At 71.1% G+C, this 14,995-nt stretch carries 10 protein-coding genes; 6 read left to right on the forward strand and 4 right to left on the reverse strand.

Annotation, left to right across the window (positions count from 1 at the left end; translation table 11 throughout):
* Window positions 1–14: 14 nt before the first annotated feature.
* A complete protein-coding gene (locus tag AC5RVZ_RS12005; RefSeq protein WP_494065984.1) occupies window positions 15–5,753 on the reverse strand; it encodes a DUF4082 domain-containing protein in 5,739 nt (1,912 codons plus the stop codon).
* A gap of 202 nt (window positions 5,754–5,955) precedes the next feature.
* Window positions 5,956–7,137: an L-2-hydroxyglutarate oxidase gene (gene lhgO / locus AC5RVZ_RS12010; protein WP_494065985.1), complete on the reverse strand. Its 1,182-nt coding sequence runs from the start codon at window positions 7,135–7,137 to the stop codon at window positions 5,956–5,958.
* Between the two features lie 68 nt (window positions 7,138–7,205).
* Between lhgO and AC5RVZ_RS12015 the strand changes: the two genes are divergently transcribed.
* Complete coding sequence (locus AC5RVZ_RS12015) at window positions 7,206–7,808, forward strand: acyltransferase (RefSeq protein WP_494065986.1); 603 nt, start codon at window positions 7,206–7,208, stop codon at window positions 7,806–7,808.
* Between the two features lie 13 nt (window positions 7,809–7,821).
* Here AC5RVZ_RS12015 and AC5RVZ_RS12020 read toward each other — a convergent pair whose 3' ends face one another.
* Together AC5RVZ_RS12020 and AC5RVZ_RS12025 are read right to left on the reverse strand one after the other, a co-directional pair.
* Window positions 7,822–8,436, reverse strand: coding sequence for an acyltransferase (locus AC5RVZ_RS12020; protein WP_494065987.1), 615 nt, complete (start codon window positions 8,434–8,436; stop codon window positions 7,822–7,824).
* 150 nt (window positions 8,437–8,586) lie between these two features.
* The gene (locus tag AC5RVZ_RS12025; RefSeq protein ID WP_494065988.1) at window positions 8,587–9,771 is read right to left on the reverse strand and encodes a glycosyltransferase; all 1,185 of its coding nucleotides are present in this window, start codon (window positions 9,769–9,771) and stop codon (window positions 8,587–8,589) included.
* 115 nt (window positions 9,772–9,886) lie between these two features.
* Between AC5RVZ_RS12025 and AC5RVZ_RS12030 the strand changes: the two genes are divergently transcribed.
* The 5 genes from AC5RVZ_RS12030 to AC5RVZ_RS12050 all read left to right on the forward strand — a co-directional run bounded on the left by AC5RVZ_RS12030 (window position 9,887) and on the right by AC5RVZ_RS12050 (window position 14,962).
* Window positions 9,887–11,203, forward strand: coding sequence for a UDP-glucose dehydrogenase family protein (locus AC5RVZ_RS12030; protein WP_494065989.1), 1,317 nt, complete (start codon window positions 9,887–9,889; stop codon window positions 11,201–11,203).
* A 52-nt stretch (window positions 11,204–11,255) separates the two neighbouring features.
* On the forward strand, window positions 11,256–11,513 hold the full coding sequence (locus AC5RVZ_RS12035) for a glutaredoxin domain-containing protein (RefSeq protein ID WP_494065990.1): 258 nt from the start codon (window positions 11,256–11,258) through the stop codon (window positions 11,511–11,513).
* A gap of 347 nt (window positions 11,514–11,860) precedes the next feature.
* A complete protein-coding gene (gene kynA, locus AC5RVZ_RS12040) occupies window positions 11,861–12,709 on the forward strand; it encodes a tryptophan 2,3-dioxygenase (RefSeq protein ID WP_494065991.1) in 849 nt (282 codons plus the stop codon).
* Window positions 12,709–13,713 (forward strand): hypothetical protein, encoded by a 1,005-nt coding sequence (locus tag AC5RVZ_RS12045; RefSeq protein ID WP_494065992.1) that lies wholly within the window; start codon window positions 12,709–12,711, stop codon window positions 13,711–13,713. Before kynA ends, AC5RVZ_RS12045 begins: the two co-directional genes overlap by 1 nt.
* The gene (locus tag AC5RVZ_RS12050) at window positions 13,700–14,962 is read left to right on the forward strand and encodes a kynureninase (protein WP_494065993.1); all 1,263 of its coding nucleotides are present in this window, start codon (window positions 13,700–13,702) and stop codon (window positions 14,960–14,962) included. Before AC5RVZ_RS12045 ends, AC5RVZ_RS12050 begins: the two co-directional genes overlap by 14 nt.
* The last annotated feature ends 33 nt before the right edge of the window (window positions 14,963–14,995 follow it).

Here is a 14,995-nt window from a genome sequence, read left to right on the forward strand (position 1 = left end):
TGCGCGGGTTACGGTCAGTTCTGCGGCGTGAACAGGATGTCCACCCAGTAGTTGTGCGTCGCCACGGTGTCGGGGAAGCCTCGCGAGTACGTGAAGGCGCTGCCGTTGGCCGGAAGCCTGAAGTGCCCGACGGTCGTCTCCTGCGCGAGCGTGCCGAGGTCGACCGCATAGCGCCCGGTGGTGCTGTAGAGCCCGACGCGGTACTCCACACCCGGCTCCAGCGCCACCGGAGTGTTGAACCGCGCGGTCTGCCAGCCCTCGGCGTTCTCTCCGAGGAACAACACCTCGGCGAGTTTCTGGCCGTCGCGCCACAGGTAGCCGGTGTGCTCGCCGGTGTTGGCGGTGCCCTTGTAGAACCGCACGCCGGTGGCCTCCCCCGCCACGTCCACGAAGAAGCGGGTCGCCACCTGCACGCCGTTCGGATCGTTCCACGCGGCGTTCTGCGGAACGGCGTCGCCGAAGATCGTCTCCGCGGTGAGGGTCGCAGGTTCCGCCGCCGTCGTGAACGACCACGTGCCGTCGGTGACCTCCCGGTCCGGGACGGTGACGGTGACCCGGTACTCCGCGGACCACGCCAGCGGCTCGGTGGGCGTGAACGTCACGGTTCTGGTCGTCGGCTCGTACTCGGTCGTGCCGGGCACACTCCCGCTCGGACCGGCCACGGTGATCGCCGCCGCGGGCTGATCCTCGGCGAAGGTGGCCGCGACGGTGGTGGTGGGGGCGACGTCGACCGCGTTGCGCGCCGGCGAGACCGAGCTGAGACCGACCGGGGTCGGCGTCGGCGCCGCGGTGGGTGTCGGCGTCGGAGTGGGTGTCGGCGTCGGCGTCGGCGTCGCCGTCGCGGTGGGCGTCGGAGTCGGCGTCGGCGTGGGCGTCGCCGTCGCGGTGGGCGTCGGAGTCGGCGTCGCCGTCGCGGTCGGCGTCGGAGTCGGCGTCGCCGTCGCGGTCGGCGTCGGAGTCGGCGTCGCCGTCGCGGAGGAAGCGGTGCCGAAGTCGATCTCGACGTCGACGAAGTACGCCGAGGCGTTCCACGAGTCGACCGGCCGGCCCCCGTTCGGCCCGTAGAAGAACCGGCCGTTCGACACCGCCGGACCGGTGATGTCGCCGGACACCTTCGCGGTGGAGAAGTACCCTCTCGTGTACGAGTAGCCGCCGCCCGGCGAGAAGTACGAGACGGTGTACGTCTGGCCGGGCTTCACCTCGACCCGCTGGCTCAGCGCAGCCCGCTGCCACCCGGTGCCCGACGTGGGCGCGAACTGGACCTCCGCCATGCGCGCGCCATCCGGGCCCCACAGCGTTCCCCGGTGCGGACCGTCATTCCCGGGGCCCTTGTAGAAGCGCAGCGCGGTGACCATGCCGGTCTTGCTGACCTGGAACACCGTCCCCAGCTCCACCGGGACCCGATCCGTGACGGATGCCACGGCCGGTGTCGACGTCCCGAACAGGTTCTGCACGTTGCTGCTCGCGGGCGGCTCGGCGGTGGTGAACGACCAGCTGTCGAGGGCGAGGCCGTCGACGAGCACCGTCGCGGTGTACCTCGTGGCGGCTGCGAGGGAAGCGTTGGGATCGAAGCTGACTCGACGGGCCTGTGCGTCGTACGCCGAGCTGCCTGCGACGGCGCCCGAGGGACCGGCGAGCGCGAGCGTCACCTGCTGCGGAGCGGGGTCGCGGTTGACCGTCGCGGTGACGGTGGCGTCGGTGGGCACGGCAGTGGCATCCCGCTGCGGTGCTGTCGCCTCCACGGCGAGAGCCGGCGTACTCCCGCCGTCCGATGCCTGGAACTCCACATCGACGAAGTAGTTCGTCGAGTTCCACACCTCGGTCGGAGCGACGCCGCCTGTGCCGTAGACGTAGCGGCCGTTCTGGGGCGCAATGGCGGTGAGAGGGCCGCTCGTGACCGGCGACGCGAACCCGCGCGAGGTGTAGGAGTACTTCCCCTGCGGTGCGTAGTACGACACCGTGTACACCTCGCCGGGCACGAGGTCGACCGGGGACGACAGCGGTGCACGCTGCCAGCCGCTCGCGGTCTCGCCCGCGAAGGTGACCTGTGCGATCCGCCGGCCCGCGGCATCCCACAGCGATCCCGTGTGCGTCCCGCCGTTGCCCACCGCCTTGTAGAACCGGATGGCGGTCACTTCGCCCGGGACGGATGTCTGGAAGGCCATGCCGAGTTCGACGGACCAGGACCCGGGTTCCGTCGCGGCGGGCGTGGCGTTGCCGAACAGCGTCGTCGGCTCCGTGGCTCCCGCGATGCGGAAGGACCACTCGACGTCCGCGGCGGGAACGCCGTCGGCGCCCTTGAGGCCGGTCAGCCGGACCACGACCTGCGCACCCGCGGGGAAGTTCGCCGTGGGCGTGAAGGTCGCCGAGGTCGAGCCGTCGCCGGTGCTCCACGTCCCTGCGACAGCGGCACCGTCGGCGGTGACCGTACCGGTGAAGTCGCCGGCGATCGGCGCGCTGAATCTCACCTTCGGACGCACCGTCGCGGCGACTCCCGTCGCACCCGGGCTCGGCGTCTGCTCGACGACGGTGGGAGCTGCCGGAGCCGTCTCGAACACCAGGTCGACGCCGTAGTCCGTCGTGGACGACTGCGTGGGCTGGCCGCTGCCGTACGTGTACACGGCTCCGCCGGCGGCCACCGTGAGCGGCCCGCGTGTGTAGGTCGACGAGAACGTGCCGGGTGTCACCGAGTAGCGTCCCGTGGGCGCGACGTACGAGACGACCCACCGTTCACCGGGCTTCACCGTCACGGGGGTGTCCAGCTGCGCCACCTGCCATCCCGACGTCGCCCCGGCGGGGAAGGTGACAGTGGCCGCCTCGCGTCCGGTCGGGTCCCACAGCGTGCCGACGTGCGGTCCGTTGTTGGCCGCGGACTTGTAGAACTTCAGGGCCGTCACCGATCCCTCGAGCGACGACGTGAAGCCCACGCCCAGCGTCACGCGAGACGTGTCGGCATCCGATGCGATGGCGGGCCGCCGTGACTCGCTGAACAGGCTGCACGGGCAGGTTCCCTCGGGCAGATCCTGCGCTTGGGTCGTGAAGCGCCAGCCGGAATCCGCCGCGAGCGCAACGCCCTGTGCGTCGGTCGCCTGAATGGCGACGTCGTAGGTCGTGCTGGGTGCATAGGCGGTCGCCGGCGCGAAGCGGGCGGTCCGCGTCGCGGCATCGTACGAGACGACGCCGTTCACGGCTCCTCCGCCTTGGGCGGTCACCGTGATCGACACGCTCGCGGGATCGGCGGCGCGCGTGAACGTGGCGGTGACGGGCTCTTGCAGACCGACGCTCGTCATTCCCGCCTCGGGAGAGCGGGCGCTGATCCGCAGAGGCGACGTGTCGGAGCCGGTGAAGACCACGTCGACGAAGTAGTTGGACTCCTGCGACGTCGAGGTGGGACGCGTGCCGGGAGCACCGAAGACGCCGGCCGCCTTCGCGCCGACCTCGGAGGACGTCGTCACCGGCGACGACCAGCGCGCCTGATACGGCCAGTAGCGCGTCTGGATCGCGTAGCCGCCGTTCGGCGCGGTGTACGACACGGTGTACTGCTGCCCGGCGAAGACCTCGACCGGCTGCAGGAACTGCGCGGTCTGCCAGCCCTGGGCGGTCTCGTTCCCGAACTGCACGGTGGCGAGGCGATTGCCGGCCGCATCCCACAGCGAGCCGGTGTGGGTGCCGGTGTTCGCCGCGCCCTTGTAGAAGCGCACGCCCGCGACGAAGCCGTCGGACTCCGGCGTGAACCGCAGACCGAGCTCCACCGCCTGGGTGTCGTTCGCCGAGGCGATCGCGGGGACGGTCTCGCCGAACGCCGAGTACGGACCCGTCACGGTCACGGGCAGGACGGTGCCCTGCGGGTCGGTGTTGGCGCTGTCGTCGATCGCGCGCACGCGCACGGAGGTCGCGCCGCTTCCCTGCTGCACATACGAGTACGTCCAGGTGTTCGTGCCCGTCGCCGGGCGCCAGGTGCGGCCGTTGTCCGTCGACACCTCGACACCCGCGACACGTCCCCCCACGTCGGAGGCCGTGCCGGCGAGCGTGACGCGGGCGCCGTTCGCGATCGTGGCGCCGGCCTGGTGCGACGTGATCGTCGTCGTCGGCGCCGTCGAGTCGGTGCTCTTGGTGGCTGCCACGAGTCCGCTCATGAGCGACCCCGGCTGCGCGCCCATGTCTGCGAGCAGATTCACCTGAGCCTGCTGCATGCGCGGGTCGGCGGGCGCGCCGTTGCCGTCGTGCGTCGCGTCGAGGCCCCAGCCCCATTGCACGCTGGCGGCCGAGAACACCAGGGCGCCGCTGGCCGCCCGGTAGAGCGTGACGTGATGCCGGGTGTTGCCCGGCACCACGGTGTTGCCGTAGTCGACGAGGTACTCGGCCGTCGGCCCCGTGGTGGTGGAGAGGCGGATGAGGCCTCCGGGCGTGTACCCGTTGTCGACGACCTCGTTGGACTCGTAGCCGACGGTGTGGGCGGCGAGCTTGGTCGTCGTGCCCGACGGCGCGTCCCCGAGACCGGTGTGACGCCACAATCGGTACTTCCCCTCCTCCGCCGAGACGGTCACGGGAAGGTCGACGTGGTTGACCATGTACATGGTGCCCATCAGGGCGTTCTCCGGCAGCGTTCCACCCTGCGCGGGTCCGGCGAAGCGGGGATCGCGCCACGTTCCGGTCCACTCGGGGCTCGTGGTGTCGATCTTGGCTCCGCCGCGCGTCCACCAGTCGCCCCACGTTTCCTTGTAGGACACGAGGGTGCGGTAGGCCGTGTTCGAGCCGTCGACGGAGGGTTCGTACCGGGTGCGCCAGTACCCCTCGTTGCCGGTCAGGAACTGCAGGTTCACGCCGGCGTCACGGGCGGCCTCGATGTTGGCGCGCTGCGCGCCGGACCAGTACTCATCGTGACCGACCGACAGGAACACCTTATGGTTCAGCAGCTCATGACCGCGCCGGTCGGTGTCGACGCCGGCGATGTAGCTCATGTCATAGCCGTTGCGCTCGAGGAACCGGACGGTGGCGTACTCGGAGCTGAAGTAGAAGTCGCGCGCCTCGACGCCCCCGCGGGTGGCGAAAGGGCGGTTGTAGCTGACCTTGTAGGCGCGACCGTTGGCGGCCCCCTGGTAGAAGTTCGATCCGCCGTACTTGTTGTAGGCGTGCCACGTCGGGTCCGACGTCTGGAACAGCACGTCGGAGGTGTTGCCGTCCTTGCGGACGATGAAGATGATGTGGCTGTCGCCGCCGGTGTCCTCGCGGATCAGCCGGGCGACGTAGACGCCGGAGACGGCATCCGCCGGGACGTTCCACGACGCCGAGACCGCCCACGTGCCGCAGTCGTAGATCTCGGTCACCTCGTCGTCCTTGCACTCCGGCTGGTTCTGCGGGAGCGTCACCGACGGTTGAACGGTGGTGATGTAGCGCGCCCCCAGGCCCTGGTACCAGCCCGTGCGATAGATGCGGATGCTGTACTTCGAGGCATCCGTGTCGATCTTGAAGTCGATCCGCTGGCCGGCGTTGACCGAGATGTCGGTGGCGAACCCCTGGATCGAGGGGTCACCGGCACCCTCGACGTCCCACTCCGCCGGCGAGGTGCCCGGCTTCTGGTTCTCGCAGACGATCGCGTTGATGTCCGGGCCGCACGGGCTCGCGGCGGCGGCGCGAGCGGGAGGCTGGAAGGCGATGAAGGCGGTGACGATGAGCGTCGCGACCGCGACGAGGGCGACCCAGCGTGCACGACGGCGCGCGGGAGCGCCCGATCCCCAGATGACGTTCGTCATGATTCCCCAAATCCCCGCTCAGGCAGCGGGCACGCGTCGACCGTGAACCCCTTCACGGTCAGAGCTGCGGTTCGCGTCCAGTTTCCCCAGGACGGCGAGCGCAGTGATCCCCGGGCATGAGTCTAGCCACGAAGGATGCCTGAGCGGAACCGCGAAGTCTCAAGGTTTACGCAAGGGCGGCATGCGCGCCTTCGCGGGGAACTCAGGAGACGCGCGCCAGCAGATGATCGGCGATCGCGATCGACGACGTCGCCGCCGGCGACGGCGCATTGCGCAGGACCGTCACCGGGCCCACGGTGTCGATCGCGAAGTCGTCCAGCAGCGACCCGTCCCGCGCCCACGCCTGCGCCCGTACGCCGGCCGCCGTCTTCCGCGTGAGGTCGCGAGGCTGCAGGTCGGGGACGAATCGGCGGGCGCGGCGGAAGTACGCCGACTTCGACAGCGAGCCCCACGTCTCGTGGATCCCCATGCGCCAGTGCTGGCGTGCCAGCGGCCACGCACCCGGCCAGGTGAGCGAACCCCACGTGTCGCGTACCGACACGTCGCGCCACCGATACCCCTCTCGAGCGAGGGCCGGCACCGCGTTGGGCCCCACATGGACGTGGTCGTCGAACCCTCGGGTGAAGTGCACGCCGAGGAACGGGAACCGCGGGTCGGGCACGGGGTAGATCATTCCGCGCACAAGGTCGGCCCTCGCCGGATCGAGCTCCCAGTACTCGCCGCGGAACGGCAGGATGCGCGGTGACGGATCGGCTCCGACGAGCGCCGCCACCGCATCGGACTGCAGGCCCGCGCACACGATGAGGCGATCGACGGTGCGCGTCGCGGCGGGCGATACGGTGACGACCCCGGCCGGCTCGATGCGGATGGCGGTGACCTCGGCCCCGAGAAGGACCTCGCCTCCGGCCTTGCGGACGTCGTCGGCCATCGCCTCCGCGATCGCGGTGTAGTCGACGACGGCGGTGTGCGGCGAGTGCAGGGCTGCCACCCCGGCGGCGGCGGGCTCGACGTCGCGGATCCCGGAGCGGTCGACCCTCGTGAGACCCGGAACGCCATTGGCGATCGCGCGTTCCTCGAGAGCGGCGAGCGCCGGCAGCTCCGTCTCGTCGACCGCCACGACGAGTTTGCCCAGCTCGCGATAGGGCAGTCCGCGCTCCAGGCAGAAGTCCCGGATCGCGACGCGGCCGCGCGCGCACAGCTCGGCCTTCAGGGATCCGGGGGCGTAGTAGATGCCCGCGTGCACCACACCCGAGTTGTGCCCGGTCTGATGCGCGGCGACCCGATCCTCTTTGTCGAACACCACCACGTCCGCGCCGCGCACTGCGAGCGCACGCGCGATCGCGAGTCCGACGATGCCCGCCCCCACGACGCCGTATCGAGTCACGTTCCCCGCCTCCCCGCGTTCATCATAGAGATGTCATCCCGTTCGCCATCCGCCTCGAGGAGGCCCCCATGTCCGACGCACCCGTCGTCCAGCCCAGCGCCGACGTCGCCGAATCCGCTCAGCTCGGCCCGCGGACGCGCGTCTGGCACCTGGCCCAGGTTCGAGAGGGCGCGCAGCTCGGCGCCGACTGCAACATCGGGCGCGGCGCCTACATCGGACCGGACGTCGTGCTCGGCGACGCGTGCAAGGTCCAGAACTACGCCCTCGTCTACGAGCCGGCGCGGCTGGGCGACGGCGTCTTCATCGGCCCGGCGGCGGTGCTGACCAACGACGAGTTCCCCCGGGCGGCGAACCCGGACGGCAGCCTCAAGAGCGCCGACGACTGGCACGCGGTCGGCGTGACGATCGGCCGCGGGGCGTCGATCGGCGCGCGCGCCGTCTGCATCGCCCCCGTCACGGTCGGCGAATGGGCCCTGGTCGCCGCTGGCGCCGTGGTGACCAAGGACGTGCCGGCGCACGCTCTCGTCGTCGGCGTTCCGGCGCGTCGCGTCGGATGGGTCGGTCGGGCAGGCAAGCCCCTGACACAGGACGAGGACGGCGATTGGGTCTGCCCCGACACCGGTGAGCGCTACATCGAGGCGGACGACGCGCTGTCGCTCCGTACTGCGTGAGCCGGCTGTCCGATCACGGCTCCCACTTGACATCGCTCCGCCGGACCGACGCCGGCACGCCGGCCACGAGCGACCGCGGCGGCACGTCCTTGGTCACGACGGCTCCCGCCGCTACGACGGCGCCGTCGCCGATCGTCACGCCCTTGAGGATCACGGCGCGCGTGCCGATCCACACGTTGTCGCCGATGTGGATCGGGGCCGTCACGACGCCGGCGCCGCCTCTGACGAGGTGGTTGTCGCTGTCGCGGATGATCACATCGTCGGCAATGGCGACGTTCTTGCCCAGGGTGATGTTCGAGAAGCACGAGATGCGCGCGCCGATGTTCATGCCGCTCTGCGATCCGCCCGCGATCTCCAGGTGAGCATCCGTATCGACGATCACGCGGCAGCCGGTGAAGATGTGGAACGTGTCGCGGACGGTGAGCGTCCCGCCCTTCGCGACGGTCAGCTCGCCCGGCAGGTACACGCGTGAGTCGCCCCACACGGCGCCGAGCACCAGCCGCCCGCCGCCGGCGACATCGCCGTTGAGCCGGACGCGCGCGCCGCGCAGCACCTCCCCTTGAAGGCCCGCGTTGCGCAGTGCTCGCGTTGCGCCGCGATCGATCGACAGCAGACGGTTCAGCCCCACAGCCCATCCCCCAATGGTCGGTGTGTCGACGGCGCGAGCACCCTTGCACCCCTGCGGTGCCCGCGACGTTGCTGTGCACACTAGCGTGCGAAGCGCCCTCCGGCTAGGGCGGATTCGGCGCGATCGACCGATGCCTGCGCCGGGTCCCGGCTACAGCTCGCCGGGGGCGGTGGCCTGGGCGTCCAGCTCGTCGACGAAGCGGCGGGCCGAGCTCGGCTGCACACCCGGCTTGCGCGGCGCGTAGACCACGAGCGAGTGGAAGACGAACCGCACCAGGAAGGCCACGGCGAGGGTGATGGCGGTGGCGAGGACCGCGGAGATGTGCCAGCTCTCCACCATGAGCGCGAGCACCGGGATGCGCACGAGCGCCTCGACGTTGTTGAAGGTGAAGGACTTGGCGAACCGCACCCAGCCGCGGGAAGCCGCCCCGCGCATCTCGTTGAACACGAAGCGCTCGATCAGCACGAAGTTGCCGACGATCGTCACCTCGGCGGCGATGATCGCGGCGATCACGTAACCCACGCCCAGCGCAGTGAGGGCCCACACGATCGCGACGTTGACCACGGCGCCGAGCGCGCCCACCACCGCGAACAGCGACATCTTGCCGAAGCGCAGCGCCGCCAGCTGCATCAGGAAGTGCAGACCCTGGCGCAGCGACGCCTTCGACTCTCCGGCGTGCCGGTCGCCGAAGTCGAACGGGATCTCGGCGACCCGCAGGCTCTTGCGCGCGAGCAGCTCGAGCAGGATCTTGAAGCCGCGCGGGGTGATGCTCGTCAGGTCGAGGGCGCGGCGATCGACGAGGAAGAACCCGGTCATCGGGTCGGAGACCTCGCGCAGCCGCACCGGGAACATCGCCTTGGTCACCAGCGTCGACAGCTTCGACACCATCACGCGCGTGCGGTCGGCGAGCCCGTGAGCGGTGCCGCCGCCGGCATAGCGGGACCCGATGACGAGGTCGACGTCGCCCCGCGCGTGCCGCTGCAGCATCTCGGGGATCTTCTCCGGCGGATGCTGGAGGTCGCCGTCGAGCACGACGCAGACGTCGGCCTCCGCCGCCGCCAGTCCCTCGAGGACGGCGCCGCCGAGCCCGCCGGTCGCGCGGGGGCGATGGATCAGCCGCACGGGGAGCGCCGCGGTCACCGCCACCTCGCGCACCACGTCGGGCGTCGCGTCCGTGCTGTCGTCGACGAACACGATCTCGGCGTCGATGCCGTCGATCGCGGACGCGATCCTGCGCACGAGCTCCGCGACGTTGGGCGCCTCGTTGTATGTCGGTACGATGAGCGACAGTTCGATGGGGGACCTCCGCTGGCATCGGGGAGCCGGCACATTCATCGTCGCACGCCCGCTTCGGGTGGGGCGAACCCGATGCCGCGCACGCTGCCGGGGACGTTGCGCGCGCAGGGGGAACCGCCATGATGTACGAGGACACCGAGCGAGGGGAAGAAGCATGCGGGTCTCTGTCATCGGGTGCGGCTATCTGGGGGCCGTGCACGCCGCGGCGATGGCCGAGCTGGGCCATGACGTCGTCGGGATCGACGTCGACGAGAGCAAGATCGCGGCGCTGACCCGCGGCGAGGCGCCCTTCTTCGAACCCGGGCTTCCCGAGCTGCTCGCGACGCACGTCGAGAGCGGCCGGCTGCGGTTCTCCACCGAGATGGCGGATGCCGCGGGCAGCTGCGTCCACTTCCTCGCCGTGGGCACCCCCCAGGCGCGCGGCGGCACGGCGGCCGACCTCACCTTCGTCGACGCGGCGATCGCGGCCCTGCTGCCGCACACCTCAGCCGGCGAGGTCATCGCCGGCAAGTCGACCGTACCCGTCGGCACGGCGTCGCGGCTCGCGGACACCGTGGCCGCCGCGGGGACCGGCGCGGTGCTCGCGTGGAATCCCGAGTTCCTCCGCGAAGGATGGGCCGTCAAGGACTCCCTCACGCCGGACCGGCTGGTGTTCGGCCTGCCGCCGGAGCCCGAGCAGGCCGCGGTCGCCGAGGGCCTGCTGCGCGAGGCGTACGGGCCGGTCCTCGCCCTGGACACGCCGCTCATCGTCACCGACTTCGCCACGGCCGAGCTGGTCAAGGTCGCCGCCAATGCGTTCCTGGCGACGAAGATCTCGTTCATCAACGCGATGGCCGAGATCGCCGAGGTGACCGGCGCCGACGTCGTGCAGCTGGCCGACGCCATCGGACACGACGACCGCATCGGCCGCCGATTCCTCGGCGCGGGCGTCGGCTTCGGCGGCGGATGCCTCCCCAAGGACATCCGCGCCTTCACCGCGCGCGCCGAGGAGCTGGGCCGCGCGGATTCCGTGGCGTTCCTGAAGGAGGTCGACGCGATCAACCTGCGCCGCCGCCAGCGGGTCGTCGACCACGTCGTCGACGCGCTGGACGGTCAGCCGGTCGACAAGGTGGTCGCCGTCCTCGGGCTGGCCTTCAAGCCGCACTCCGACGACGTGCGGGACTCCCCCGCGCTCGACGTCGCGGTGCGCCTGAAGGGCCTCGGCGCCGACGTGCGCGTCACCGACCCCGCCGCCATCGACAACGCCCGCGCGCGGCATCCGCAGCTGGACTACCGCGAGTCGTTCGAGGACACCGTCTCGGGCGCGGACGTCATGGTGCTCGTCACGGAGTGGGACGAGTACCGCTATCTCGACCCCGAGGCGGTCCGGCCCCTCGTCGCCACGCCGAACGTCGTGGACGCGCGCAACAGCTACGACCCGGTGCGCTGGCGCGCGGCGGGCTGGACGTATCGCGGCCTGGGACGTCGCTGAGGGATGCCGCGATCCGGCGCCCGGAGTCGTATTCCTGGGGAAGGATGGAGGCATGACTTCCTCCTCGACCATCACGATGTTCGGCGCGGACTGGTGCCGTGACTGCGTCCGCACGAAGCGCCAGCTCGACGAGCTGGGCGTGTCGTACACCTATGTGGACCTCGTCGCCGACCCGGCCGCCGCGGATGTCGCACGCGACATCTCCGGCCGCACGAACATCCCCGTCGTGGTGTACCCGGACTCATCGCACCATGTCGAGCCCTCGAACGCGCAGGTCGAGGCCAAGCTCCGCGAGCTCTCGCTGCTCTGAGCCGCTCGGAGTTTCGCCCACCCCATCAGTGGCGAGGACTTCGGCTCGGTCATCCGCCGCCTCTCGAGCAGGACATGTCGCCTTGCGCAGGAGATCCGAGCGGGAACGATCCTGTGGCAGCGCACATCTCCTGCGCAGCGCTTCGCGCCGCGGCATCCCCCACAGGAGATGCCGGCTCGCGCAGGAGAACCACGCGGAAGCGCTCCTGCGAAACAGCACACCCCCTGTGGGAGACGCCCGTCCGACGACATCAGTGAGGTCTCGCGCCCGGACGAGCGCGGCATACACGGCTCGACCGGAACGCCGCACCCCGCGACGAAACGGCGCCGCCGAAATAGGCTGAGGCCGTGAGCGTCGAACGCAACACCCGGGCCATCGAGGGCACGGTCGTGACGGACTTCGCCGACCGCATGAGCTACGGCGGCTACCTGGAGCTCGGCACGCTGCTCTCGGCGCAGCATCCGCTCAGCGACCCGGAGCACCACGACGAGCTGCTGTTCATCGTGCAGCACCAGACCACCGAGCTGTGGCTGAAGCTCGTGCTGCACGAGCTGGCTGCGGCGTGCCGCATGCTGCGCGAGGATCAGCTCGCGCCGGCGCTGAAGTGCATCGCGCGGGTCAAGCACATCCAGAAGACGCTGACCGAGCAGTGGTCGGTTCTCGCCACGCTGACCCCGGCCGAGTACGCCGAGTTCCGCGGCGTCCTCGGCCACGCCAGCGGCTTCCAGTCCGCCCAGTACCGGGCGGTCGAGTTCCGGCTGGGCAACAAGAACGCCGGCATGCTGCGGGTCTTCGCGTCCGACCCTGTCGCGAGCGACCTCGTCCGCGAGGCGTTCGAGGAGCCCAGTCTCTACGACGAGTTCCTCCGGCTGCTGGCCCGTTCCGGCTATCCGATCCCGGTCGAGGTGCTCGAGCGCGACGTCACTCGGGCGTGGACCTTCACGCCCGAGCTCGTCCCCGTCTTCGTCGACGTCTACCGCGACCCGCAGACGCACTGGGCGGCGTACGAGACGTGCGAGGAGCTGGTCGACCTGGAGGACAACTTCCAGCTGTGGCGGTTCCGGCATCTGAAGACCGTCGAGCGCATCATCGGGCAGAAGTCGGGCACAGGCGGCTCCAGCGGGGTGCCGTTCCTCCAGCGTGCCCTCGAGCTGACGTTCTTCCCCGAGCTGTACGCCGTCAGGACCGAGCTCTGATGCCGCATGAGACACCGGGTGCGCCCGTCACGGACGTGGCCGGCGCGCTGCACGCCCTCGTCGGGCCGCACGCCGCTCTCTGCCATCGTGCTCTCACGCATGAGCAGGGTGTCTCGCTGCCGCCGCTGACCGATCACCACGTGCACCTGCACCTCATCGACGACCTGCGCCTCCCCGTCGGCGGCATCGCCGCGGTCCTCGACCTCGGTGGCGACCCGGTCGCCCTCGCACGGCGATCGAAGGGCATTCCGCGCGTGGCATACGCCGGCGCATTCCTCACCGCGGTCGGCGGCTACCCGGTCGGCCGAGCGTGGGCGCCGTCCGACATCACCCGGGAGGTCAGCGATCCGTCGCGGCATCCCGGCGTCCCCGGGGGCGCGGCGACCGCCGTCGATGAGCAGGCGTCTTTCGGGGCGTCCGTCGTCAAGGTCGCGCTCAACGCCGTCGCCGGTCCCGTGCTCGACCCCGACACGCTCGCCGCCGTCGTCGCCGGCGCGAACGAGCGCGGCCTGCCGGTCGTCGCACATGTCGAGGGTGACGGGATGCCGCAGCGCGCACTCGATGCCGGCGTCGGGGTGCTCGCGCACACGCCGTTCACCGGGCTGGTCGGGCGGCGGTTCACCGCGCGGGCCGTGGCGGCCGGACAGATCTGGATCTCGACCCTCGCGATCCACCGCGACGATCCGGTCGCCGCCGAGAACGCGCGCCTGAACCTGGCCGGCTTCGCCGCCGCCGGCGGCCGCGTGCTGTACGGGACCGACCTCGGCAACGGCGACCAGCCGGTCGGCGTGAACGCGCACGAGGTCGCCGCGCTCGACGCCGCCGGCGTCCGGGGCCCCGCTCTGATCGCCGCCATGGCCGATCCCTGGCCCCTGGCCGAGTCGCCCGCAGGCGTGTCGACCTTCGTGCCCGGGCCGCCGCCCACGCAGCTCGACGACATCCCGGCATGGCTTGCGGGCGCGACCGTCGTCCCCACCGAGGAGCTCATCCATGACCTCGCTTGACCACCGGACCGGCTCGATGTCACGGCTCGAGGCCGAGGCATCCGCTCTCGACGCCGCGGACCCGCTGCGCGCCTACCGGGATGCCTTCGTCGGCGCCGAGTCGCCGCTGGTGTACTTCGACGGCAACTCGCTGGGCCGGCCGCCGCGGACGACCGTCGACCGGCTCGCCGCCTTCGTGCGCGACGAGTGGGGTGGGCGCCTCATCCGCGGATGGGACGAGTCGTGGATGCAGCTGCCGTTCGAGATCGGCGACGCGATCGGGCGGGCGGCCATCGGCGCGGCCGCGGGGCAGACGGTCATCGGCGACTCGACGACGGTGCTGCTGTACAAGCTGGTGCGTGCCGCGTTCGATGCGCAGCGCGCCGCCGATCCGGCCCGCGTCGAGATCGTCGTGGATCGCGACAACTTCCCCACCGATCGCTACCTCGTCGAGGGGATCGCTGCCGAGCGCGGTGGCCGGGTGCGCTGGATCGACGTCGATGTGACGTCGGGCGTCGAAGCCGATCGACTGCGCGCCGCGGTGGGACCGGCGACGGCGGTCGTCCTGCTGAGCCACGTCGCCTACCGCTCCGGATACCTCGCGGATGCCGCGACGCTCACCGGCATCGCCCACGAGGCCGGTGCGCTCATCGTGTGGGACCTGTGTCATTCCGCCGGCGCCGTGCCGGTCGAAGCCGACGAGTGGGACATCGACGTGGCGGTCGGCTGCACGTACAAGTACCTCAACGGCGGACCGGGGTCCCCGGCGTTCGCGTATGTCGCGGCGCGCCACCAGGCGTCGCTCGCGCAGCCGATCCAGGGATGGATGGGAGCGGGGGACGTCTTCGCGATGGGTCCGTCGTACGTCCCGGCCGAGGGCATGCGGCGGTTCCTCTCGGGCACGCCGCCCATCGTCGGGATGCTGGCCATGCAGGACACCCTCGCCCTCATCGAGGAGGCCGGCATCGCCGCGATCCGCGACAAGTCGATCGCGCTGACCGAGTACGCCGTTCGCATCGCCGACGAGCTGCTGTCGCCGCTCGGCGTGACGGTCGCCTCGCCGCGCGACCCGGCGCTGCGCGGTGGGCATGTGACGCTCTCGCATCCGGCCATGCGCGCGGTGACCGCACGACTGTGGGAGCAGGACGTGATCCCCGACTACCGCGACCCGGGCGGGCTCCGCATCGGCCTGTCTCCCCTGTCGACCTCGTTCGCCGAGACCCTCCGCGGCCTCGCCGCCGTGCGCGACGCCGTCGCCGCCGAGTCCTGAGCGAAAGCGCCCGTCGTCGAGCGGGCGAGGCGA

The sequence above is a fragment of the Arthrobacter sp. Cza30 genome, assembly GCF_059090765.1.

What these genes read in the sequence shown, in the direction of transcription:
- AC5RVZ_RS12005 (WP_494065984.1), bottom strand. Translation starts at nt 5,753, where the DNA reads ATGACGAACGTCATCTGGGGATCGGGCGCTCCCGCGCGCCGTCGTGCA.
- AC5RVZ_RS12015 (WP_494065986.1), top strand. Translation starts at nt 7,206, where the DNA reads ATGTCCGACGCACCCGTCGTCCAGCCCAGCGCCGACGTCGCCGAATCC.
- AC5RVZ_RS12025 (WP_494065988.1), bottom strand. Translation starts at nt 9,771, where the DNA reads ATGAATGTGCCGGCTCCCCGATGCCAGCGGAGGTCCCCCATCGAACTG.
- AC5RVZ_RS12030 (WP_494065989.1), top strand. Translation starts at nt 9,887, where the DNA reads ATGCGGGTCTCTGTCATCGGGTGCGGCTATCTGGGGGCCGTGCACGCC.
- AC5RVZ_RS12035 (WP_494065990.1), top strand. Translation starts at nt 11,256, where the DNA reads ATGACTTCCTCCTCGACCATCACGATGTTCGGCGCGGACTGGTGCCGT.
- AC5RVZ_RS12045 (WP_494065992.1), top strand. Translation starts at nt 12,709, where the DNA reads ATGCCGCATGAGACACCGGGTGCGCCCGTCACGGACGTGGCCGGCGCG.
- AC5RVZ_RS12050 (WP_494065993.1), top strand. Translation starts at nt 13,700, where the DNA reads ATGACCTCGCTTGACCACCGGACCGGCTCGATGTCACGGCTCGAGGCC.